The 20,968-nt window shown below is 63.8% G+C and carries 17 protein-coding genes; 12 read left to right on the top strand and 5 right to left on the bottom strand.

Annotated features, from left to right (window positions below):
- Window positions 1-50: 50 nt before the first annotated feature.
- The 9 genes from sufC to AC3FNH_RS19960 all read left to right on the top strand — a co-directional run bounded on the left by sufC (window position 51) and on the right by AC3FNH_RS19960 (window position 7,758).
- Window positions 51-821: a Fe-S cluster assembly ATPase SufC gene (sufC, locus tag AC3FNH_RS20000; RefSeq protein WP_488721325.1), complete on the top strand. Its 771-nt coding sequence runs from the start codon at window positions 51-53 to the stop codon at window positions 819-821.
- On the top strand, window positions 818-2,149 hold the full coding sequence (sufD, locus tag AC3FNH_RS19995) for a Fe-S cluster assembly protein SufD (RefSeq protein WP_488721324.1): 1,332 nt from the start codon (window positions 818-820) through the stop codon (window positions 2,147-2,149). Before sufC ends, sufD begins: the two co-directional genes overlap by 4 nt.
- A complete protein-coding gene (locus tag AC3FNH_RS19990; RefSeq protein ID WP_488721323.1) occupies window positions 2,146-3,414 on the top strand; it encodes a SufS family cysteine desulfurase in 1,269 nt (422 codons plus the stop codon). Before sufD ends, AC3FNH_RS19990 begins: the two co-directional genes overlap by 4 nt.
- Window positions 3,414-3,860 (top strand): Fe-S cluster assembly sulfur transfer protein SufU, encoded by a 447-nt coding sequence (gene sufU, locus AC3FNH_RS19985; RefSeq protein ID WP_488721322.1) that lies wholly within the window; start codon window positions 3,414-3,416, stop codon window positions 3,858-3,860. The genes AC3FNH_RS19990 and sufU overlap by 1 nt, the downstream gene beginning before the upstream one ends.
- 4 nt (window positions 3,861-3,864) lie before the next feature.
- The gene (locus AC3FNH_RS19980; protein WP_276102107.1) at window positions 3,865-4,233 is read left to right on the top strand and encodes an SUF system Fe-S cluster assembly protein; all 369 of its coding nucleotides are present in this window, start codon (window positions 3,865-3,867) and stop codon (window positions 4,231-4,233) included.
- A 1-nt stretch (window position 4,234) separates the two neighbouring features.
- Entirely contained in the window at window positions 4,235-4,549 is a 315-nt protein-coding gene (locus AC3FNH_RS19975) for a Rieske (2Fe-2S) protein (protein WP_488721321.1), read from the top strand.
- 72 nt (window positions 4,550-4,621) lie between these two features.
- Window positions 4,622-5,701 (top strand): TonB-dependent receptor, encoded by a 1,080-nt coding sequence (locus tag AC3FNH_RS19970; RefSeq protein ID WP_488721320.1) that lies wholly within the window; start codon window positions 4,622-4,624, stop codon window positions 5,699-5,701.
- Between the two features lie 267 nt (window positions 5,702-5,968).
- On the top strand, window positions 5,969-6,505 hold the full coding sequence (locus tag AC3FNH_RS19965) for a hypothetical protein (RefSeq protein ID WP_488721319.1): 537 nt from the start codon (window positions 5,969-5,971) through the stop codon (window positions 6,503-6,505).
- 188 nt (window positions 6,506-6,693) lie between these two features.
- Entirely contained in the window at window positions 6,694-7,758 is a 1,065-nt protein-coding gene (locus AC3FNH_RS19960) for a VWA domain-containing protein (protein WP_488721318.1), read from the top strand.
- 226 nt (window positions 7,759-7,984) lie between these two features.
- Here the strand turns inward: AC3FNH_RS19960 and AC3FNH_RS19955 are convergent, their stop codons facing one another.
- The 4 genes from AC3FNH_RS19955 to AC3FNH_RS19940 all read right to left on the bottom strand — a co-directional run bounded on the left by AC3FNH_RS19955 (window position 7,985) and on the right by AC3FNH_RS19940 (window position 13,623).
- Complete coding sequence (locus tag AC3FNH_RS19955) at window positions 7,985-8,299, bottom strand: hypothetical protein (RefSeq protein WP_488721317.1); 315 nt, start codon at window positions 8,297-8,299, stop codon at window positions 7,985-7,987.
- A 98-nt stretch (window positions 8,300-8,397) separates the two neighbouring features.
- Entirely contained in the window at window positions 8,398-9,558 is a 1,161-nt protein-coding gene (locus tag AC3FNH_RS19950; RefSeq protein ID WP_276102102.1) for a helix-turn-helix transcriptional regulator, read from the bottom strand.
- A gap of 172 nt (window positions 9,559-9,730) precedes the next feature.
- Window positions 9,731-10,648 (bottom strand): helix-turn-helix transcriptional regulator, encoded by a 918-nt coding sequence (locus AC3FNH_RS19945; RefSeq protein WP_276102101.1) that lies wholly within the window; start codon window positions 10,646-10,648, stop codon window positions 9,731-9,733.
- A gap of 221 nt (window positions 10,649-10,869) precedes the next feature.
- The gene (locus tag AC3FNH_RS19940; RefSeq protein WP_488721316.1) at window positions 10,870-13,623 is read right to left on the bottom strand and encodes a UPF0182 family membrane protein; all 2,754 of its coding nucleotides are present in this window, start codon (window positions 13,621-13,623) and stop codon (window positions 10,870-10,872) included.
- Between the two features lie 319 nt (window positions 13,624-13,942).
- On the opposite strand from AC3FNH_RS19940, the gene AC3FNH_RS19935 reads away from it, so the two are divergent.
- From AC3FNH_RS19935 to AC3FNH_RS19925, 3 genes are all read left to right on the top strand, one after another.
- The gene (locus AC3FNH_RS19935; RefSeq protein ID WP_488721315.1) at window positions 13,943-17,203 is read left to right on the top strand and encodes an AfsR/SARP family transcriptional regulator; all 3,261 of its coding nucleotides are present in this window, start codon (window positions 13,943-13,945) and stop codon (window positions 17,201-17,203) included.
- Window positions 17,204-17,323: 120 nt separating this feature from the next.
- Window positions 17,324-18,709, top strand: coding sequence for an FAD-binding oxidoreductase (locus tag AC3FNH_RS19930; protein WP_488721314.1), 1,386 nt, complete (start codon window positions 17,324-17,326; stop codon window positions 18,707-18,709).
- Window positions 18,710-18,927: 218 nt separating this feature from the next.
- On the top strand, window positions 18,928-19,281 hold the full coding sequence (locus AC3FNH_RS19925) for a hypothetical protein (RefSeq protein ID WP_276102097.1): 354 nt from the start codon (window positions 18,928-18,930) through the stop codon (window positions 19,279-19,281).
- Window positions 19,282-19,610: 329 nt separating this feature from the next.
- Here AC3FNH_RS19925 and AC3FNH_RS19920 read toward each other — a convergent pair whose 3' ends face one another.
- A complete protein-coding gene (locus tag AC3FNH_RS19920) occupies window positions 19,611-20,141 on the bottom strand; it encodes a tyrosine-type recombinase/integrase (protein WP_488721313.1) in 531 nt (176 codons plus the stop codon).
- Window positions 20,142-20,968 lie beyond the last annotated feature (827 nt).

The following is a 20,968-nucleotide window of genomic DNA, read 5'->3' as shown; positions in this document are numbered from 1 at the left end:
GGTGGCGCGCACGGGGCGCGCTGCGGGCGCATTGGAGAAAGAGGCCAGCCATGCTTGAGATTCGCAAGCTGCACGTCAGCGTCGACGACAAGCCCATCCTGCACGGCATCGACCTCAGCGTGAAGGCCGGCGAGGTGCACGCCATCATGGGCCCCAACGGTTCAGGCAAGAGCACCCTGGCCCATGTACTGGCCGGGCGCGACCGCTTTACCGTGACTGCGGGCGAAGTCCTCTACGACGGTACGAACCTGCTTGGCATGCCGCCTGAAGAGCGCGCCCGCGCTGGCATTTTCCTCGCCTTCCAATATCCGGTGGAGATCCCCGGCGTTTCGAATATCTACCTGCTCAAGGCTGGGCTCAACGCGATTCGCAAGCACCGCGGCGAGCCGGAGCTGGACGCCATGGATTTCCTCGCCCTGGTCAAGGACAAGCTCCAGCTCATGGAGATGGACCAGGACCTGCTTTACCGCTCGGTGAATGAAGGCTTCTCCGGCGGCGAGAAGAAGCGCAACGAGATCCTGCAGATGGCGGTGCTGGAGCCCCGGCTCGCCATTCTGGACGAGACCGACTCCGGTCTCGACATCGATGCGCTCAAGATCGTCGCCAGGGGCATCGAAGCCATGCGCAGCCCGCAACGCGCCATTGTGCTGGTCACGCACTACCAGCGCCTGCTCGATTACATCGTGCCGGATCAGGTTCACGTGCTTGCGCAAGGCCGCATCGCCAAGTCCGGCGGGCCCGAGCTGGCGCGCGAACTGGAGCGCAGCGGCTATGCCGCGATAGAGGCGCAAGCCGTCATCGGGATGGAGTCCTCAGCATGAGCGCAAGCGGACTGGAGCACTATCTCGCCGAGTTCGACCGCGTCGAGGCTGCGCTGCCCGGCCGCCGCCTGGGCTGGCTCGCGCACGCGCGCCGCCAGGCGCTGGATCATTTCGCGCAAGCCGGGTTTCCCACGCTGCGCCAGGAGGACTGGAAATACACCAGCGTGGCCGCACTCGAGAGAAGCCGCTTTGCCGTGGCACTGCCGCAGGCCGGCGACGGCCTGGACGCTGCGGTGGCAGCGCGGATCGAGGCGTTCGCCCTGGCCGGCGCGCACCTGATGGTGTTCGTCAATGGCGTGCACCAGCCGCAATGGTCGCGCATCGGTGCCTTGCCTGCGGGGATTGAGCTCGCCAGCCTCGCCGCGACGCTGGAGCACGCACCGGACTGCCTGGAAGCGCCGCTGCTGCGCGGCGCAAGCCATTACCCGTCCGGTTTCGCCGCCCTGAACATGGCGTTCATGACCGATGGTGCCTGTATCCGCGTGGCGGCCGGAACCGTCGCGGAACAGCCGATCCACTTGCTGTTCCTTGTCACCGCCGGCGAGCTGGCAACCCATGCGCGCAATGTGGTGGTGGCGCAAGCCGGCAGCCGGGTCTGCATCGTCGAGCACCACTCGGGCCTGGATGGCCTGGGCTATTGCACCAATACCCTCACTGACATTGTTGCCGAACGCGATGCGCAGGTCGAACATCACAAGCTGCAGCAGGAGAGCCTCAAGGCCTTCCATCTTGCCGGCGTCAATCTGGACCAGCAGCAGGGTAGCCGCTTCGCCTCCAGTTCCATTGCGCTGGGCAGCGCCCTCGCGCGGGTCGACATCGAAGTCGGGCTGAATGCCGAGCATACCGAATGTTCGCTGGACGGGCTGTATATGACCGCCGGGCGGCAGCATATCGACCACCACACCCGCATCGACCACGCCAGCCCGCACAGCAAGAGTCGCGAGTTGTACAAGGGCGTGCTGGCGGGCGCCTCGCGCGCGGTCTTCAACGGCAAGGTGGTGGTGCATGCCGACGCCCAGCACAGCGACGCCCACCAGTCCAACCGCAACCTGCTGCTGTCGGACCAGGCCGAGGTGGACACCAAGCCGCAGCTGGAGATCTATGCCGACGACGTCAAGTGCGGCCACGGCGCCACCGTCGGCCAGCTCGATGCCGAGCAGATCTACTACCTGCGCTCGCGTGGGATGGACGATGCCGCGGCGCGTGCCCTGCTGACTTTTGCCTTTGCCGAAGAGATTGTCAGCCGGCTCGGCCCCGCCCCATTGCGCACGCGGCTGGAAGCGCTCCTGCGCGGCAAGCTGCCGGAGCCTGTGAAGGAGTTGCCATGAACACGGCAGCGCATGAACTGACGGCCGTGGAACGCGCGGTGCCGCCCGCCGGCCTGGAAGCAGAGCGGCTGCGCCAGGATTTCCCCATCCTGCGCCAGACCGTCAACGGCAAGCCGCTGGTCTATCTGGACAACGCCGCCACCACCCAGAAGCCGCAAAGCGTGATCCATTGCGAAGCGCGTTACTACAGCGCGCTCAACGCCAACATCCACCGCGGCCTGCACACCCTGAGCCAGCGCGCCACCGATGCCTACGAAGCCGCACGCGACGCCGTGCGTGACCTGATCAACGCGGCCGGGCGCGAGGAGATCGTGTTCGTGCGCGGCACCACCGAGGCGATCAACCTGGTGGCGGCAAGCTTCGGCCAGCGCCTGCGCCCGGGCGACGAGATCCTGATCAGTGCGATGGAGCACCACTCCAATATCGTGCCGTGGCAACTGGCGTGCCAGCGCACCGGCGCCTTGCTGCAGGTGGCGCCGATCAACGATGCCGGCGAGCTGATGCTGGAACAGTTCGCGCAGTTGCTCGGCCCCCGCACCAGGCTGGTCGCGTTGGCGCACCTCTCCAACGCGCTCGGCACGGTCAACCCGGTGCGAGACATCATCGAGCTGGCGCATGCCCGGGACATCCCGGTGCTGATCGATGGCGCCCAGGCGGTGCCGCACCTCAAGGTCGACGTACAGGCGCTCGATTGCGATTTCTACGCCTTCTCCGGGCACAAGCTCTACGGCCCCACGGGCGTCGGCGTGCTCTATGGCAAGGCTGCGCTGCTCGATGCCATGCCGCCTTACCAGGGCGGCGGGGACATGATCCGCGAGGTCACGTTCCATAAAACCACTTACAACGATCTTCCCTACAAGTTCGAGGCCGGCACCCCCAATATCGCCGGCGTCATCGGCCTTGGCGCGGCCATCGGGTATGTGCGCGCGGTCGGCCTGGAGGCCATCGCCGCCCACGAGCATGCGCTGCTCGCCTATGCCACCGCGCGGGCGGAGCAGGTCGCCGGGCTGCGCATGATCGGCACGGCAACCGACAAGGCGAGCATCCTCTCGTTCACCCTGGACGGCATCCATGCCCACGATGTCGGCACCATCCTCGATCAGCACGGCGTGGCGGTCCGTGCCGGCCACCATTGCGCCATGCCCGTGATGGAGCGCTTCGGCGTGCCTGCTACGGTGCGCGCGTCCTTCGCGCTGTACAACACGCGTGAAGAAGTGGATGCGCTGTTTGCTGCCGTGCGCGCGGCACAGGAGGTATTCGCCTGATGTCTGACCTGCGCAACCTCTACCAGGAAATGGTGGTCGACCACAGCCGCTCGCCGCGCAATTTCGGGCGGCTGGCGGTAGCGAATCGCAGCGCCGAGGGCTTCAACCCGCTGTGCGGCGACCGGCTGACGCTGTACCTGAGCATCCGCGGCGGAGTGATCGAGGACGCCAGCTTCGAGGGCTCGGGCTGTGCCATCTCCACCGCCTCGGCCTCGCTGATGACAGAAGCGCTCAAGGGCAAGACCGAGGCGGAGGCACGGGCCTTGTTCTCGGGCTTTCACGCGCTGGTGACCGGAGAGCCGGGGCTGGCCAGCTCTCCGATGGGCAAGCTGGAGGTCCTGGCCGGCGTGCGCGAGTTCCCGGCACGCGTGAAGTGCGCAACCCTGGCCTGGCACACCATGCAAGCGGCTTTGGAGAACAGCGCCAGGCCGGTCTCGACGGAGTGAAGCAATGAGCATGATCGATTGGCTGCGCAAGGCCGAGGAACACGAAGACAGGTTCGAGCCTGAGCCGGACAGCCTCGAAGGGCGGGTGATAGCGGCCTTGCGTACGGTGTACGACCCCGAGATCCCGGTCAACATCTACGACCTTGGCCTGGTCTACCAGTTATCGGCGGACGAAGCCAGCGGCAAGGTGGGCATCCGGATGACGCTGACCGCGCCGGGCTGCCCGGTGGCACAGGCCTTCCCGAGTGTGGTGCAGGAGGCCGTGATGGAAGCCAGCGGGGTGAACGAAGTCGAGGTTGAACTGGTATGGGACCCGCCCTGGTCGAGAGCACGAATGAGCGAGGCGGCCCGCCTGGAACTGGGGCTGATCTGAGATGAGCGAGTGGATCGATGTCGCCCGCGCCGAGGACTTCGCGCCGGGCACTTGCCGCAATGTCGATGTCGATGGGGTAGAGGTCGCGGTATTCAATGTGGATGGCCATTACTACGCCATCGAGGCCCTCTGCTCGCACGAGGCCGAGCCGCTTTGCGGCGGCGACCTGGAAGGCCAGGAAGTCGTGTGCCCGCGCCACGGCTCGCATTTTTCCCTGCTGACGGGCGAGGCGCTGTGCCCGCCCGCATACGAGCCGGTGGCGACCTTTCCGGTCCGGGTGGAGGACGGCAAGGTGCAGGTCAGGGACGAGCGCTGAGACAAGCCGGCAATCGCGTCGTCGACCTCCCGTTCCGTCGTGTCAATAGTGTTGCGTTGGCGCTGTGGGGGCTTGAAGCGCTTCGATGAACACAGCATCATGGGCACCTGGCATGCGCAACCGGGAGCCCCGCCTATGCAATATCGCCTTGTGTCCGGCCGGACCCATTGGGACGGCCTGCGTCACCTGGTGTACGCCGCGCTCTGCGCAGTGTCGCTGATGGCCATCCACCCTGCAGCCAGCGCCCAGGAGTTCTATGTACTTGGCGGGCTGCAACAAACGCCGTCGCTGGGAGAGAAGACATATGGCTACACTTATGAATACGCCCATAACCTGACCGACAACGTCTACGCATCCTTCTCTTATCTGAACGAGGGGCACGTTAGCAACCACCATCGCGACGGCCACAGCGCGCAGTTGTGGGGGCGGTGGCTGTCGGCGGACCGGCGCTTTGCTTTCTCGCTTGGCGTCGGTCCGTACCGTTATTTCGATACCACCGTGAAGACCGCCGAAGGCGGCGTGAATGACCAGCATGGGTGGGGCATCCTGATTAGCGCGGCAGGCGCCTGGTATATCAATGGTGGTCCGTGGATCCTGCAGGCGCGATACAACCGTGCGCAGGCATTCGGTAGCATCGACACCAATACCTTCCTGATCGGCGTGGGCTACCAGCTCGATCGGGGGAGCAGGGATGGCCCGGTTGTGCCTCCGCCTTCGTACAGCAGACTGACGACCCACAATGAGTTCACCGTCTTCGGCGGTACCACCATTGTCAATAACTTTGACTCCCCAAGCGGCATAGCCTATGCGGCCGAGTACCGGCGCGGCATCCTGCCGTACGTGGACCTCACGGCCACCTATCTGAACGAGGGCGATGCCCGGGTCGTGCGCCGGCAGGGGCTGGCAGCGCAAGCCTGGCTGGTGCGGCCATTCTTCAATGACCACCTGACGCTTGGTATCGGTTTTGGCCCCTATTTCGCGCGGGACCATGACGACGGTGGCGGCGTCACGCGTACTCTGGGCCTGTTCACCATGTCGGCGAGCTATCGCATCAGCCCGTCCTGGACCACGCGCTTTTCCTGGCATCGCACCGTGACGACCAATAGCCGGGATACCGATGTGATGGTGTTGGGCCTGGGGTATCGGTTCTAGCCTGCCGGAGCATGCGGCCGTGTTCCGCCCACAAGGCCCTGACAGCGGCTTCCGCGGGAAACTCCGTTGTGCTCTCTTGAACACTTGGCGCTACATGCGCCGGATTAACAATCCGGCGAGATCGTTCCACACCCGTACCCGCATTGGATTGAGGAGCGTTGGCTGGCGCTTGGCGCGTGCACATTCCATACTGGAAACGACCAGCGGTGGTGACGGTCGCGTCCTTGACCACCGGCTAGGCCCAGCACGCAACGGGGCGGAGTTAGTATGAAAGCGCTAGGCTTGCTTCTCGCCATGTCAACGGCGGTAGGGTTTGCTCCCTACGCCAGTGCAGATGGATGCCAATATGACATGCAGTGCAAAGGGGAGCGAATTTGCGAGAAGGGGCGGTGCGTCTCGGAGGACCAGAACGCGGAGCAGGCCCCCAAGGCTGTTTCAGCCACGAAAAACGTTCCGACACCCGAGCAACCCACCAAGGTTGCTCCGGCGACGAGAAATGTGCCGGCACCAGGCCAGCCCGCCAAGCCCTTCCCGGCGATGAAGAATGCCCCGGCACCCAAGCACGCCGCCAAGGCCCCCTCGGGGACGAAAAGTGTCCTCACAGATGAGCAAGCCGACAGGGCTTCCCCTGCGATGACGGATGTCCCGGCACCGTCGATCGAGTTTCGTTTTTGCTGCACCAAGGTCGGAAAATTTCCGCTCGACCGGGAACTGGACTCGGACGGCACTTCCGTCAACCAAAGCGGTAGCTGTCATGGGATAACCAGTTACGGGGCGTCTCTCCCAGGTATGCTGTGCAATTGATTGGCGGACCGTTCTGCGGGCCCCACCGTCGTTGAGAGGTCAATGAGTGGTGGCCTAATCCGCAGCCGCCCGAAGTGACGCTCGAAATGCCCGAAGCGGCCAGTGGGGTCGCGCAGGCAAAAGACCGCCCGAGGGCGGTCCTTCCATGTACGGTACTATCGTCTTACTGATGCGCCAAGGAGCAAGGGATGCGGTTTCTCTGGCCCCAAATGCTCTGGCTGCTGGCTTCGCTCCCCCTGCTGGCAGCCGCTTACCTGTACCTGATTACGCGACGCAAGAAAATCGCCCTGTTGTATGGCAGTCTTGCGCTGCCGCGCGCCGCGCTGGCTCGCCATCAACGGCTGCGGCGCCACATCCCGCCGCTGCTCTTTCTCGTCGCGCTGGGCGCGGCCCTGCTGGCTTGCGCCCGTCCTGTCGCGCCCATCACGCTGCCGTCTGACACCATCACCCTGGTGCTGGCCATGGATGTCTCCCGCAGCATGGCGGCGGCCGACGTCGCGCCAACCCGGATCAGCGCCGCCCAGCAAGCTGCACGGGATCTCATCATCGGGCTACCGGCCAGCGTGCGCCTGGGCATTGTCTCCTTTGCCGCCACGGCAATCGTAGTGCTTCCCCCCACCTACAACCGGCTGGACATGCTCGACGCGGTCGATCGCTTCCAGTTGCAGCAGGGCACGGCAACAGGCAGCGGGCTGATCCAGGCGCTGGCGGTATTGTTGCCCGATGATGGCATCGACCTGGAAGCTATCCTCTTCGGCGGCGAGTCGCTTGCGCCCGGCACGGGCGGGAGATCGCTGACGGAGGCAGCCGCGGCGGAAGCCGTCCGCAAGCGCGAGCAGGAGCGGCAGGTGGCGCAGCCGGGCTCTTACCGGCACGGTGCGGTGATCCTGCTCAGTGACGGTCGCCGCACCACCGGCCCGGACCCTCTGGATGCCGCGCGCATGGCTGCTCAGCGCGGCGTGCGCGTCTATACCGTGGGCTTCGGCACGTCACAGGACGCGGGTGCGGCAGTGTCGAGCCTGGATTACACCATGCAGCCGGATGAACCCACCTTGCGCGCGGTCGCGACGCTCACCGGCGGCGAGTACTTCGAGGCTGGCTCGGCCGCGGACCTGACGCGGGTGTATCGCCAGCTGAGCGCCCGTTTCGCACTTGAGCGCAGGGAAATCGAGATCAGCGCATTGCTGGCGGCAGCCTCGTTCGTGCTGCTGGTGGCGGCGTGCGGGCTGTCGCTGCTGTGGTTCTGGCGGTGAACCGAGCGCGCCAGCGATCGGCTCGGCACCAGGCTGGATATCCCGTCAACGCCGTTGAGTCGTGCCTCCCGGCAGTCCGTAGTGGCTAAGAGTCGGTCATGGACCTCTCTTGCGATTTTTAAATCCATTCTTAAAAATCTTCAATTGTCTTTGATGCGGCAGCCGGATAAATTGACTTCGGAGGCCGTGTCCTCTTCTTCCAGAACGCTCCCCGTATCTGGTACGGTTATTCAAAAGCGCGGTATTTCCGCGCTTCTTTTTTTTGCTTCTCTTCATGCTGGATAAAACCGCTGCGCCTGTCGACTTGCAAGCACAGGTTACGCTCGAACGCTGGCGGGTCCGCGAGACAGCGCGAGGTGATCGATTCTTCGTCGGATTCTGTGTAGAGACCCAGACCGGACGTGTGAGTACGGCCATCCGGTCCTTTGACGTTGACACCGGCGTCGGTACCACCGCAAGCGGACGGCGTTACTTGCTGTCGGGCTGGCCATGCTTCGATGCTGAGGCTGAACGCATTTGGGCCCGATTGGCGCATCAGCATGCAATTACCGAAACCAATGATGTCAGTACGGAATACTTGCGCGCCCAGAAAGGCTGACAAGCAAGGTAGGCGCGGGTGCGGATTCCAGGCCGTTGGAATTAGCTTGTTTCGCTGGCCGGACGACGGCCCCCTCCCGATCCAACGCACGTACCCAGTTCAGTCAGCAGATGAGCGAGCCTTGCCTGGGAACCCGTCTCGGTCTTGTTGAAAATCATCTTGAGCTGGCTGCGAGCGGTCTCGTGCCCGATGGACAGCCGCGCACTGGCCTCGGGCAATCCGACTCCCGTTGTGAGCAGGGTCGCCAGGCGAATTTCGGATGGCGTGAGACCAAACAGTTCGCGCAACACGCCCGACAACATGGGCGGCGCAGTGCCGGCCTCGCGTATGGCGACGAGCGCGGCGGGACGCTGCCATTGCCTGGCCAGGCGATGCGCCGGCGGCAACGGCAGCACAATGACGCTTGCGCTTTGTCCGCTGTCGTCGCAGGCATGCGTGGCCTGGGCCGCGACGGCCGCGCCCGGACTGCAAGCCGCGCTCAGCATCTCCGGGAATGACTTTCTCAGGCGCCAACCGTCATGGCGCACCTGCCCCAATGACGCCCCCTGGCTGCCTGGCAACAACCGCCTCACCCAGCGCTCGCCGGAGCCATTGCTGAGCAGCACCTTGCCGTCAGGTGCGAAGACGATCAGGCCGAAGGGGAACTGCTCCAGCACTCGCGCGGACAGTTCGTCCAGCACGCTGGCGTCCTGTGTGCGCTCCCTCAGGCTCAGTGCCTGGCGCAGGTGAGGGATCGCCCAGCCTAGCCTGCGCGCATCGGTAGCCTGGTAGGGCCGGCATCCAATGGGCTTCTGCAGGGAAAAATAGATATCCTGATATGGCTTGCGCTCGACCAGGCAACCCATGACGGAGCCCAGCCTGAACCTGTGCATGAAGTCGCGGTAGAAGGGCAGGCGGATCATGCCGGCCTGGCCCAGGTCGCGCGAGTCGATATACCAGTCCCCCACGGCCATTTGGCGCGTGTATGTCCGCGACGGGTCTTCAGCCTGGTAGTGGCCATTGTAGGCATCGACCAGTTCCTGGTTCAGGTCATGGATCTCGTTGACCCGGAACCGGTGGTTGAGAGGCGTGTACTCGACCAGCGAGGCATGCATGCTTTCACTGGCGTCGCGCAGGCGGGCCAGACTGGACCGCCAGGCGGTCTCGTCAAGAATGCCCTCGTACAGGCCGCGTATGGTCTGGTGCACGGCTTCATCGTTCATTGCCTTCCCCCCTGGATGGCATCGGCTGCGGACCTGCGGGCGCTTGCTTCGCGCGGCCCGTGGCCCGTCTTGCCCTGTCTGGCGCTATCCCCCATTCAGGGGAATGTTCGGACAATACGGGATACGCCGCGCTGCCACTTGCGGTTTCTTGCGCAAATTTTCGGGGGACTGGTCAGGCCTGGCTGGCCGGCGCACCAGCATGGCCCCGAAAGTCGCTTGGTGACGTCCGGCTGAACTTACGGAAGGCGGCGAAGAACTGGGTGTAGGAATCGAATCCGCTGGCGGTTGCCACATCGGCCAGAGGCATATCGGGGTGTCGCCGGATCAGCTTGCGCGCATACTCGATGCGGCACATCAGCACATACTGCCAAAGACTGACCTGGCGCGTCTTGCGGAACATCCGGCACAGATGAAAGGGGCTGATATGGACCGCCGCCGCGATCGCCTCGATGGTGAGCGGCTGGGAGAGGTGGGCGAAGATGAAATCATCCAGCCGCGCGAGCGTATGCCTCGGCAAAAGGCCCCGCTGCGGCGCGACCGCGGGAGTCGTTGTGTTCCGCCCGTTGGCGCCATATAGAAGGCCCACGCGCAAACTGATTGCCAGCAGCAGGGATTGCTCGAAAAGACTACCGCCAACGCTGCCGCCCTTGACGTGGGCGTCCAGGGTCAGGACCAGCTGCACCAGGCCACTGTCGGCCGCTCCGGCGAAGTCGGAGCGCAGATCCTGCGCGCGGCGTTCGTGCGTCTGCTCATGAGCCAGGACAACGGCATCAGGCTGAACGGAAAAATAGACAGCATCCAGCGGGGCTGACCAGGCGCTCGAAAGTGCGTCGCCGGCGGCGCGGAAATAGACCCGGTTTGGCGCCATCGCGCCGTCCAGGCGCCTCCCGTTGAGGTGCCAGCGGATCGGGACGGGATGCCGGTTGACGGGGATGGCCAGGCAGTGCACAGGCATCACCGTGGTGTCCAGGGTGCCGGCGGCCAGGAGATGACGCTCCAGGACAAAGCCGTCCCAGTGAAAAGCACCGCTGCCATAGCGCGGTGTACTGGGAATGGCAGGCACGGTGCCGCTGACCGTAGTGGCCAGCAACTGGGTTCGTGAAGGTGTGTGACCCATCGGATTGGCTCGATTCCACCCGCTTCCGGCGCCATGGCGCGGCGAGTTATTCTGTCTTCGGCATCTGCTGTGCCGTTACCAACTGCCTTTGCTTCAGGCCATATGTATTTGATCCGCGAGTATATACATCCTCAGGCCGCCACAGTCTGTCCTGCCGCCCTCCGACCATCAAGGCCAGACCGCGAACAGATGCCTCACCTGCGATCTTCGGGGTGACCAGCGCCCAGATTTTCCAGCAGGGGCCTGAGTGCATCGATTTCCGAGCCGAAGCCGTTCCAGTCTCCTGCTTTCAGTCGCTCCATCGCGCGGTCATAGTGCTTGAGAGCGTCCCGGGCCTGCGCATTCTCCGAGCCACGGGCGGGTGAGGCCAAGGGGCCGGCCTCCTTGAAGAGCGCCGCGATGGCTTCGTCCAGAGTGTTTTCCATCACCACACGATCACCATAGGCAGCGATGACGCGCTTCAATTCGGGCAGCTGGCCGGACGCCGCACGCAGGTAGAGCGGGGACAAATACAGAATTGAGTTCTCGATCGGCACCACCAGAAGATGCCCGCGGATGACGCGGGAACCCATTTGGTTCCATAGCGAGATCTGCTGCGAGATTTCCGTATTCTGCTGGATGCGTGCCTCGATCTGGAAGGGACCGAAGACCAGTTTTTCCTTGGGGAAAGCGTAGACGACGAGTTTGCCGTACTCGGGCGGATCGCATCGCGCCACCAGCCAGGCGATCATATTGTCGCGTTGACTCGGCACCATTGGCAGCATGAGGATAAACTCGGCCTGGGCTTCGCCAGGGAGCCGCATGATCATGTAGTAGGGAGCCATCGGCGGCATTGCCGCGCCGGGGGCCTTGCCGCCGTCGATGCCGGCCAACCCCCGGGGAAATTGCCAAAGATCCTCGCGGTTGTAGAAGACCTCGGGCGCGTCCATATGGTAGGCGCCGTAGAGCCTCGCCTGGATCCGGAAGAGGTCCTCGGGATAGCGAATGTGCTGCATCAGGTCCGGCGGCATGGCTGCCAGAGGCTTGAACAGGTCCGGGAAGATGCGCTGGTACGTCCGCAGGATCGGGTCGGCGGGATCACTGACATAGAAGCCGACGGCGCCGTCATAGGCATCGATCACCACCTTGACTGCATTACGAATGTAGTTTGCGTCGGCGCCGAAACCTGGTTGGGAGTAGGGGAACCAGCGACTGGTGGTATAGGCGTCCTGAATCCAATAGAGTCTTCCACCGCTGGCAACGATATACGGGTCCTGGTCCAGGCTCAGAAATGGGGCGATGGTGTGTACCCGATCCTGGATATTGCGACGAATCAGGATCCGGCTGTTGTCCGTGACATATCCGGTAAGCAGGATGTTGGGATCGTCGAGCTGCCAGGCAAACAGGGTCCGTTGCGCAATGCTGCCGATCGCCATCCCGTCGCGACCCGTGTAGACCGTGTAGGTATTGTCCTTTCCCTTCGGGTAGTCAAATTCCGGCACACGGCCTTTTACGATGACATAGTCGAGCCGGCCTTCACCGAAGTAGATGCGCGGTTCCCCGATGATCGGGCCGCCACTGGCGACTGGTGGAATGTCCCGCAGGTAAAGGGAAGGCAGACCTTCCGTCGATTTCTCGTTGACCGGCGACATGACGATGCCACTGCCGTGGGTGAACAGCAGGTGCAGGTTAACCCAGGTCTTTGCATTCGCCGGAAGCATCGCTGGTTCCAGTTCGCGGGCGGACAGCATCACCTGCCGGTAGCCGCTTTCAAGCCGGTAGCGGTCGATGTCCAGGGCGAGGAACTTGTAGTAGGTCCTGATCTCCTGCAGCTGTGCATAGGTATCCAGCAGCGGCTCCACGTCCCATAGGCGGATATTGTCGATGGTCGCCCGATTGGACTGGATCGAGGCGAGATTCAGTGCCTGCTCGGCCGGGAACGGCTTTACCTCGATTTGCTCGAGGCCATAGGCCCTCCGGGTCAACGCGATATTGTGCGCAATATATGGCGCTTCCAGCTCCAGCTCGCTCGGCTTGACATAGAAACGCTGGAACAGCATCGGGTAGATCAGGCCAAGCAGGAATGAGCCACCCAACACAGCGAAGGCCGCGGCGACCGGGACTCTATAGTCGCGCAGGCGAATATTGGCCCACACGACGATGGCTGCGGCGATTGCGGCGCCCATGAGCAGCCATAAGACTGGCAACTCTACGTGGAGGTCCGTATAGCTGGCGCCAATCACGACACCGTTGTCGCCGTAAAGCAGCAAATAGCGATCGAGCCAGTAGGACCATGCCTTCAGCACGAAGAACAGGCCGAGGAGGACAGAGCCATGCGCCGCGGCGGCGGGGGAGAGCCTTGGGGCGGGCGGTGCGAGCGCAATGTCGCCGTACAGCCCATAAATCATGCCTGAGATGGCCGCGCTGCAAAGCAGCAGCCAATACAGCCAGCTCTTGAGCGCAATATAGACGGGCAACGAGAAGAGATAGAAGCCGATGTCCTTGCCGAAGATCGGATCCCGCTCGCCGAAGGGCACTTGATGCAGGAAGCGAAGCGCCATGTCCCATTGCGGGATTTCACTGCCGGCGATGACCAGTCCGAGGATGACAGCAGCGCTGGCGATGCTGGTGCGCCACGGGATGCGCGCTGCGACGTCGCCGGGCTCGCCAAAGAATTGCGGTCTTCCGGAAGGTGCTGCCAGCAGGCGAGGGCCGCTCGCATAATGATGCGCCAGGAATCCCGTCACCCATATGGTGCCCGCCGAGATAACAAACACGGCAACAAAAATGAGCACCTGGGCGGACAGTTTGATCCGGAAAACGCTGGCGTAACCGACCGAGGAGAACCATAGCCAATCGACCAGAATGTCGGCAAAGCGCCCAAGACCAATCAGGCCGACGGCGGCGGCTACAGCGGCGATTGCATAGAATTTCAGGCGCATGCCGGATTCCCCCGTGCTGACACGCATCGCCCCCGTGAGGCAGGGAAGTATCTTGGGATCAACTTCCTCCCCGCCTCGAAATGTATTGGCAAAACGGCTTTATCGCACTAAGCCTCGGCTTGGGTCGGTCAGAGACGACACCATTGACTTCTTGCTGCGTCCTGACAGAGAGTGAGTACGGATTCTCGGCCTGTTCTCCGGCTGCTCTCGCCAACGCGAGTATAGTCACGAATGGCTCTCGCGCGGGCGTGGGTGTGGGAGAGTTCCCGCACAAGCGCTGACGCAGTGCGACCGCACGCTGCCCACAGGAGTCCCCCCATCGCTCTGTGCCGCATTGCGCTCCAGCATGATTTCGCAGGCCCGCTTCTCCGTCCGTTTATTTGGCGAGTTCCAGCTCGACGGCGCCGACGCGCCCCTGTTCAACGCAAATGCCTCCCGCTTGCAGGCGCTGCTCGCCTGCCTTGTCCTGCATCGCGACGCACCGCAGACGCGGCAGCAGCTCGCCGTGTTGTTCTGGCCTGATTCCTCGCAGGCACAGGCGCGCAATGCCCTGCGTCAACTGCTGTTTCAGCTGCGCAAGACCTGGCCGGAGGCAGATCAGTTTGTCCATGCCGATGCGCAAACGGTGCGATGGCTGCCAGATTCGGCGCTCGACCTCGATGTAGCGCAGTTCCAGTCCGCGCTTGGGGCTGCGGCAAGGTCATCAAGGCACGGCGACGCGGGCGCGGAAGAAGAGTGGCTGACGCATGCCGCGGATCTCTATCGCGGTGACCTGCTGGCCAACTGCTACGACGAGTGGATCCACCCCGAGCGCGAAAGGTTGCGCGAACAGTGCATCGCGGCGCTCGCGCGCCTCGGTCAACTGAGTGAGGACCGGCGAGACTATGCCAAGTCGTTGAAGTACACACAGCAGCTGCAGCGGCTCGACCCGTGCCGCGAACCCACCTGCCTGGCGCTGATGCGCCTGCATGCGCTGAACCACGATCACGCATCGGCCATGCGCGCCTATCGCAGCTGCGTGGAAACACTCGCTCGCGAATTGGGTGTCCTGCCCGGTGAACTCATGCGCGAAGCCTATGCGCGGCTGGCTGCGCAGGCCGCGTCAATGCAGCGCCAACGTCCGCGCGATGCGATGTTGCCAATGATTGGCCGGCAGGGGGAATGGCGCCGGCTGCTTGAGGTCTGGCAGCGTGCCCAGCTGGGCGACAGGCAATTTGTCCTGGTCCTGGGCGAAGCCGGCATCGGCAAATCGCGCCTGGCGGAGGAACTGCTCGTCCATCTGGCCGAGCAAGGCATCACCGTGGCGCATTCGCGCGCCTATGCGGCCGAGGGACAGCTCGCCTTTGCGCCGGTAACCGGTTGGCTGCGCAGCCCTGCCCTGAGTGGCGCGATCGGCAAGCTCGACAGTCTGTGGCTGACCGAGGTCACGCGCCTGTTGCCCGAACTCCTCACGCAGCAATCCGGACTGTCGCCGCCGTCGCCGCTTACCGAATACTGGCAACGCCAACGGTTCTTCGAGGCGCTTGCGCGAGCGGTGCTTGCAGCAGGCGGGCCGCTGCTGTTGCTGCTCGACGACCTGCAATGGTGCGACGGCGAGACGCTCGAATGGCTGCGCTTCCTGATGCGTTTCGACGCGACGGCAAGGCTCATGGTCGTCGCAACCGCGCGGCCCGAGGAAATCATGCCGCGACACGCGGCGAACCGGCTGCTGGACGCACTGCGCCGCGACGACCAGTTCATCGAGATCTCATTGGGGACACTCGACGCCGCCGAAACGGCAAAGATAGCGGCCCAGATCCTGGACCGGCCGCTGGCCGACACGGAGGCGACCCGGCTGTTCGAAGAGAGCGAAGGCAACCCGTTGTTTGCGGTTGAAATGATGCGGGCACGCTCCGACGCCATGCCGGTCGGGGACGCACAGGGCGGAATGGCGCCGAGGTTGCCGCCCAAGGTTTACACCATCATCTCGAACCGGCTGGCACAGCTTGCTCCGGGCGCCCGCGATATCGTCGGGGTTGCGGCAATCATTGGACGGGCATTCACGACCGACATTCTCGCCCAGGCCAGCGACCTCGGCGAGGATGCCCTGGCAGGCGCGCTGGACGAGTTGTGGCAGCGGCGCATCGTGCGCCAGACCGACGGCGGCGGCCTGGCGTTTGACTTCAGCCATGACAAGATCCGCGACGTGGCATACGCCGAAGTGAGCCCGCTGCAGCGCCGCCGCCTGCATTTGCGCGTGGCGCGAGCGCTCGAACAGGCATCAGGCGATGCGCCCGACGCGGCCAGCGCGCAGATCGCCTCGCACTATGAGCAGGCGGGCCTGGCGGCCCAGGCGGCGGCATTCTATCGGCGTGCGGCCGGCGTTGCGCAGAGTGTTTATGCCTATGACGATGCCATTGCATTGCTGACGCGCGGGCTGGTGCAAGCGGACCGGATTGCCGATCCGCAGGAGCGCGCCAGTCAATCTCTGGCCCTGCAGCTCGACCTTGCGCCACCGATTCGCATCGCGCGGGGCTGGGCAGCCCCGGAACTGGAGGCGCCGCTGCGACGCGCGGTGGAACTGAGCCGGCTGGCGGGTGACACCAGTCAGCAGGCACGCGCCCAGGCCAGCCTTTCATTCTTCCTGGCAGTGAAGGCGGAACTTGCACAGGCACGTAGCCTGAGCGAAGAACTGATTGCGGGATTGGGGCCGGCGGGCTCCGATACTTACTCTGTGATGGCATGGACCAGCGTCATGGGTAGTCTGGTCCAGCAAGGCGACTGGATGGCTGCCGAGCCCGCGTATCAACGCGCGCACCGCGCCTATGACGAAGCCCAACACGCCGAGCATGCGTCGCTGATGGGCGCTAACTTCGGCGTGCTGGCCGCCGCGTGGTCGGCGCACGCATTGTGGTTCAGGGGGCTTGCCGATCAGGCCCTGCGGCGTGGACAGGAAGCGCTGGAGATGGCCAACCGGCTAGCACACCCGTTCTCCCAGGCGCTCGCGCTGTCATATCTCGCGACGCAGCATGCGCTGCGACATGAGCACGGTCTCACGCTGCACTATGCCCGGCTGGCACACGAGATCGCCGAGCAGTACCACGTAGGTTACTACCTCGCCTGGGCGGGCATGCTGCTCGCCTGGGCGAACGCGAAACAGTCGCCCGGTGCCGATGCCGTGGTGGCGATGCAGGCGGCGATCGAGGGTTTCCACGCGACGGGCGCACGCCTGCGTCTGCCGCTCTATCTGGCCATGCTGGCTGAATGCCTGGGCGACATAGGCGAGACCGAGGCAGCGCTGGCGGCTTTGGACCAGGCGTTCGAATGTGCCGGACGCACTGGCGAGCACTGGGTGGACGCCGAGCTGTACCGTCTGCGCGGTGAATTGCTGCTGCGCAGCAGTGCCAACCTTGCCGAAGCCGAGTCATCGTTGAGCAAGGCGATCGAAATCGCCACAGCCCAACGCGCGCTCCCGCTTGAACTGCGTGCCGCCCTGTCATGGGCAACGCTGCGGGCTTCGCAGCGGCGCGCAAATCCGCATGAGGTGGTCGAAGCGTCGCTTGCGCGATTCACCGAGGGCTTTGATCAGCCCGACATCGTCAAGGCACGGGCGTTACTCGCGCGTTAGTTCCGGCTCGGCCGCCGCGCGCCGTCGGGAGGCGGGATTCCCCATGTAACGGCTCACCTAACGCTTTCGAAACGCCGAGGTTGCTAAAACTCCTGCATACCAGCCGGACAGGAGGCGATCATGGAAACTTCGTTGAGCGAACCCGTCGCAACCGCGCTCAAGGCGCATTTTCGGGGACAACTGATTCAGCCGGGCGATGCGGCCTACGACCAGGCGCGTGCTGTCTACAACGGCATGATCGACAAGCGCCCTGCGATCATCGCGCGCTGCGTCGATGTTGCGGACGTCATGGCGGCGGTGAACGCCGCGCGCGACGGCGGGATGCTGCTGGCCGTGCGTGGCGGCGCGCACAATGGCGCCGGGCTCGGCACATGCGATGGTGGGCTGGTGATCGACCTGTCGCCAATGAAGGGCGTGTTTGTCGATGCCGGACGCAAGACGCTGCGGGTTGGCGGTGGCTGCACCTGGGGCGATGTAGACCACGCCGCCAGTGCCTACGGGATGGCGACACCGAGTGGCTTCATCTCGACCACTGGTGTGGGCGGACTGACGCTCGGCGGCGGCATCGGCTACCTCAGCCGCGCCTACGGCCTGACGATCGACAATCTGCTCAGCGCCGAGGTCGTGCTGGCCGACGGGCGCATCGTCACCGCAAGCGACGACGAAAACGCCGACCTGTTCTGGGCGTTGCGCGGCGGCGGCGGCAACTTCGGCGTGGTGACGTCGTTCGAGTTCAAGGCTCATCCCGTTGCCACGGTCTATGGCGGCCCGATGCTGTGGCCGATGGAGCAGGCACGCGAGCTGATGAAATGGTGGCGCGACTTCATCCTGGGCGCGCCGCAGGACATCAATGGCTGGTTTGGTTTCGTCACGGTGCCGCCCGCAGCGCCCTTCCCGGACGAAGTCCACCTGCAGAAGATGTGCGCCGTGGTGTGGTGCTATACCGGCCCGCTCGATCAGGCCGAAACGCATTTCCGTCCGATTCGCGAGGCCATGCCGCCAGCCGTGGACTTTGCCGGGCCAGTCCCCTGGCCAGTCCTGCAGAGCCTGTTCGACGGACTGTATCCGGCGGGCTTGCAGTGGTACTGGAAAGCCGACTTTGTCAGCGACCTGAGCGACAAGGCCATCGATCTGCACATCAAGTACGCGCAGCAGTTGCCGTCGATGCACTCGACCATGCACCTGTATCCGATCAATGGTGCGGCGCATCGCGCCGGATGCGATGAAACGGCCTTCAGCTACCGCGATGCCAGCTTTGCCAGCGTGATTGTCGGCGTGGATCCCGACCCGGCCAACAACGATCGCATCGTGCAGTGGGCGAAGGACTACTGGCTGGCCCTGCATCCGTACTCTGCTGGCGGCGGCTACCTCAACATGATGATGGACGAGGGCAATGACAACGTGAAGGCGTCCTATCGCGACAACTATGCGCGGCTGGCGCAGATCAAGCGCAAGTACGACCCGGCCAACCTGTTCCGTGTGAACCAGAACATCAGGCCCGCCTGACGCAACACGCTTGCGATTCGGGGCGCAGGTACACGTTGCGCCCCGATCCAGAAGTCCGGCGCGGGGCTGCTGCCACGATGGGATGGCAGCCGCCCCGCGCCAGGCAATGGCTTGCACGGCAGAGGCGATCCCGTGCGCGCCGTGCCGTTCCGTGGATGATCGCCTGCACGAGGAGTGCCGTCGCGGCAACGCCGCTGACACGCCTGTTGGAGATAGCAATGCACAAGACTCTCGCCAAGACCCTGCTTGCCGCTGCCGCACTTGCCGCCGGGCTCAGCCAGGCCGCCCACGCCGGTGCCTATGCTGATGCGCTGATCGTTGCCGCGCCGGGACACAACGGCCAGCGCGACGCCTTTACCGATGGCGCGCACCGCCCGGCCACCGAGGCCACACTGTTGCCCGTGGTCGCGCAGCAGGGCCGGTCCGTGTGCGTGGTCCGTGGCTTTGATCCATACCAGGACGGCACGCGCAAGCCTGATCCTTACACCGATGGCGGCCGCATCAGCTCGCGCGATGGCTTCACCGACGGCGCGCGCAGCGATGTGCGCGACAGCGGGGTATGCCTGTCCTGAGCAGGGCAGGGCAACGGGGCGATTCTTAAAGGCCGTCAGCTTGCCAGGAGCCGACGTTCGAATGACCGAGGGAGCGCGGGAGCAACGGCGCTTCATGGCCGGGTACGGCCCAATGCCGTGCGCAACCCGATTGTTTCTCCTGGATCGGCTGCGTAGGGCAGAAGCCGACCACAAGGGACATTCGGGTTTTCTGGATAGCAGCCATTCGTTCTAGATGCCCCGCTCGGCCTTTCCCGGAGTTCCGCAGACAGCGCTCTTAACGTTCCTTGGTTAGACTTTCGGCCTGTCGCCGGACCCTGGCAAGACCGCTAGCCGGCCAAGCCCCCTAGTTACACTTCGGTCTGCTCAGCCATCTCGAGCGCATCGTCCACTTCGATGCCAAGGTGGCGCACTGTGCTCTCAAGCTTGGTATGGCCGAGAAGCAGTTGAACGGCTCGCTGATTCTTTGTACGCCGGTAAATCAGCGCTGCTTTGGTGCGCCGGATGGAATGCGTTCCATAAGCTGAATCGTCTAGGCCAATGGAGGCGATCCAGCGATGCACGATCCTCGCATACTGTCGCGTTGACAGGTGCGGCGATGCGTGCAAACGACTCGGAAAGAGATAGTCGTACAGCTTAAGTCCGCGAGCCTGAATCCAACACTGAACGCTTTGGCGAGTTTGTTCTGTGATTTCGAACTGCACTGGCCGCTGAGTCGTACGGATTGCCGGCCCATCAGAGGCGATCTTCCCAGCGTACATTCCTACGATCTCATTGACGGCACCGGCTACTTTCACCACGTCGATGCGGCGCTTGACTATGGAGAGGCAAAGGCTCGCGATGACATTGCTACCTTGTCGCAAAAAGTAAATTGGAGACATTCGCCCGTAGAAGCGGACGTTTCAATGCGAGTGGCATGGCTGCTTGAAGATCCTGCACAATCCGAGCTTTCCCACCGTAGTCAATGAAACTCTACCGCTCGAATCTGCAAGCGGTCCGACCCAAGGCGGCGTGATGTTGTTCCTCGCACTCGGATCGAAATGAAGCTGTCTTGTAAGGAGGGCCGCTCAGGAGCGCCATGTCCTGGGGAGCGGTTGCCATGAGCCTGCAGATCACGCGCAGGACCGGCGGCGGAGCGACGGTTCGCACCAGGGTTGGATATCGCTACACGGTAACGCCCGGTACGATTGCGAAGGCGTGCTGGCTCACGTGGATATTCCGCCAGAACAGCCATTCCGCGCGTCGCTCAGTCACCCACTAGGGTGTCAGGCTGGCGTCTGCTCGATCGTGGCCGTTCCACGTCAGGCGCCACGCCATATTTGGGGTTTTCTCAACCAGCCCATGGTCCTGCAGGAGCAGGAGATGGTGGGCTAGCCTGGAAGGATCGACATTGCCAAGGGCCTTGCCAAGCTGAAGATCGGTCATCGAGGCCTGGACCCCGGCCCGTAGCGCCAGGAGGATTCTGTCCAGCAAAGACTTGTCTCGCTGCATCTTGCACCTCGGATCTTATTGGCTTGCGCCGTGTATTGTCGCTTCGTGGATGGGAGTGCTATGTGGAGCCAAAGCTTGTACTCTCGTTCGGACCTGGATGAAGAGGAAGATGGCCCATTCCACGGTGGCGTCAACAGTGGTCGCTATTTCGGGGGCGCGGAAACGCCGGATTCGCTCAGGACTTGTGACGATAGTTGATGCGCCCCTTTGTCAGATC

The organism is Cupriavidus sp. 22TCCZM01-5 (assembly GCF_057798915.1).
The sequence above is the reverse complement of the archived record's forward strand: the minus strand, read 5'-3'. Positions and strand labels throughout refer to the sequence as shown.

Coding starts and splice junctions, on each gene's coding strand:
- AC3FNH_RS19990 (WP_488721323.1), top strand. CDS start 2,146: ATGAACACGGCAGCGCATGAACTGACGGCCGTGGAACGCGCGGTGCCG.
- sufC (WP_488721325.1), top strand. CDS start 51: ATGCTTGAGATTCGCAAGCTGCACGTCAGCGTCGACGACAAGCCCATC.
- AC3FNH_RS19920 (WP_488721313.1), bottom strand. CDS start 20,141: ATGTCTCCAATTTACTTTTTGCGACAAGGTAGCAATGTCATCGCGAGC.
- AC3FNH_RS19950 (WP_276102102.1), bottom strand. CDS start 9,558: ATGAACGATGAAGCCGTGCACCAGACCATACGCGGCCTGTACGAGGGC.
- AC3FNH_RS19930 (WP_488721314.1), top strand. CDS start 17,324: ATGGAAACTTCGTTGAGCGAACCCGTCGCAACCGCGCTCAAGGCGCAT.
- AC3FNH_RS19960 (WP_488721318.1), top strand. CDS start 6,694: ATGCGGTTTCTCTGGCCCCAAATGCTCTGGCTGCTGGCTTCGCTCCCC.
- AC3FNH_RS19980 (WP_276102107.1), top strand. CDS start 3,865: ATGAGCATGATCGATTGGCTGCGCAAGGCCGAGGAACACGAAGACAGG.
- AC3FNH_RS19935 (WP_488721315.1), top strand. CDS start 13,943: ATGATTTCGCAGGCCCGCTTCTCCGTCCGTTTATTTGGCGAGTTCCAG.
- sufU (WP_488721322.1), top strand. CDS start 3,414: ATGTCTGACCTGCGCAACCTCTACCAGGAAATGGTGGTCGACCACAGC.
- AC3FNH_RS19955 (WP_488721317.1), bottom strand. CDS start 8,299: ATGCTGATGCGCCAATCGGGCCCAAATGCGTTCAGCCTCAGCATCGAA.
- AC3FNH_RS19925 (WP_276102097.1), top strand. CDS start 18,928: ATGCACAAGACTCTCGCCAAGACCCTGCTTGCCGCTGCCGCACTTGCC.
- AC3FNH_RS19940 (WP_488721316.1), bottom strand. CDS start 13,623: ATGCGTGTCAGCACGGGGGAATCCGGCATGCGCCTGAAATTCTATGCA.
- sufD (WP_488721324.1), top strand. CDS start 818: ATGAGCGCAAGCGGACTGGAGCACTATCTCGCCGAGTTCGACCGCGTC.
- AC3FNH_RS19975 (WP_488721321.1), top strand. CDS start 4,235: ATGAGCGAGTGGATCGATGTCGCCCGCGCCGAGGACTTCGCGCCGGGC.
- AC3FNH_RS19965 (WP_488721319.1), top strand. CDS start 5,969: ATGAAAGCGCTAGGCTTGCTTCTCGCCATGTCAACGGCGGTAGGGTTT.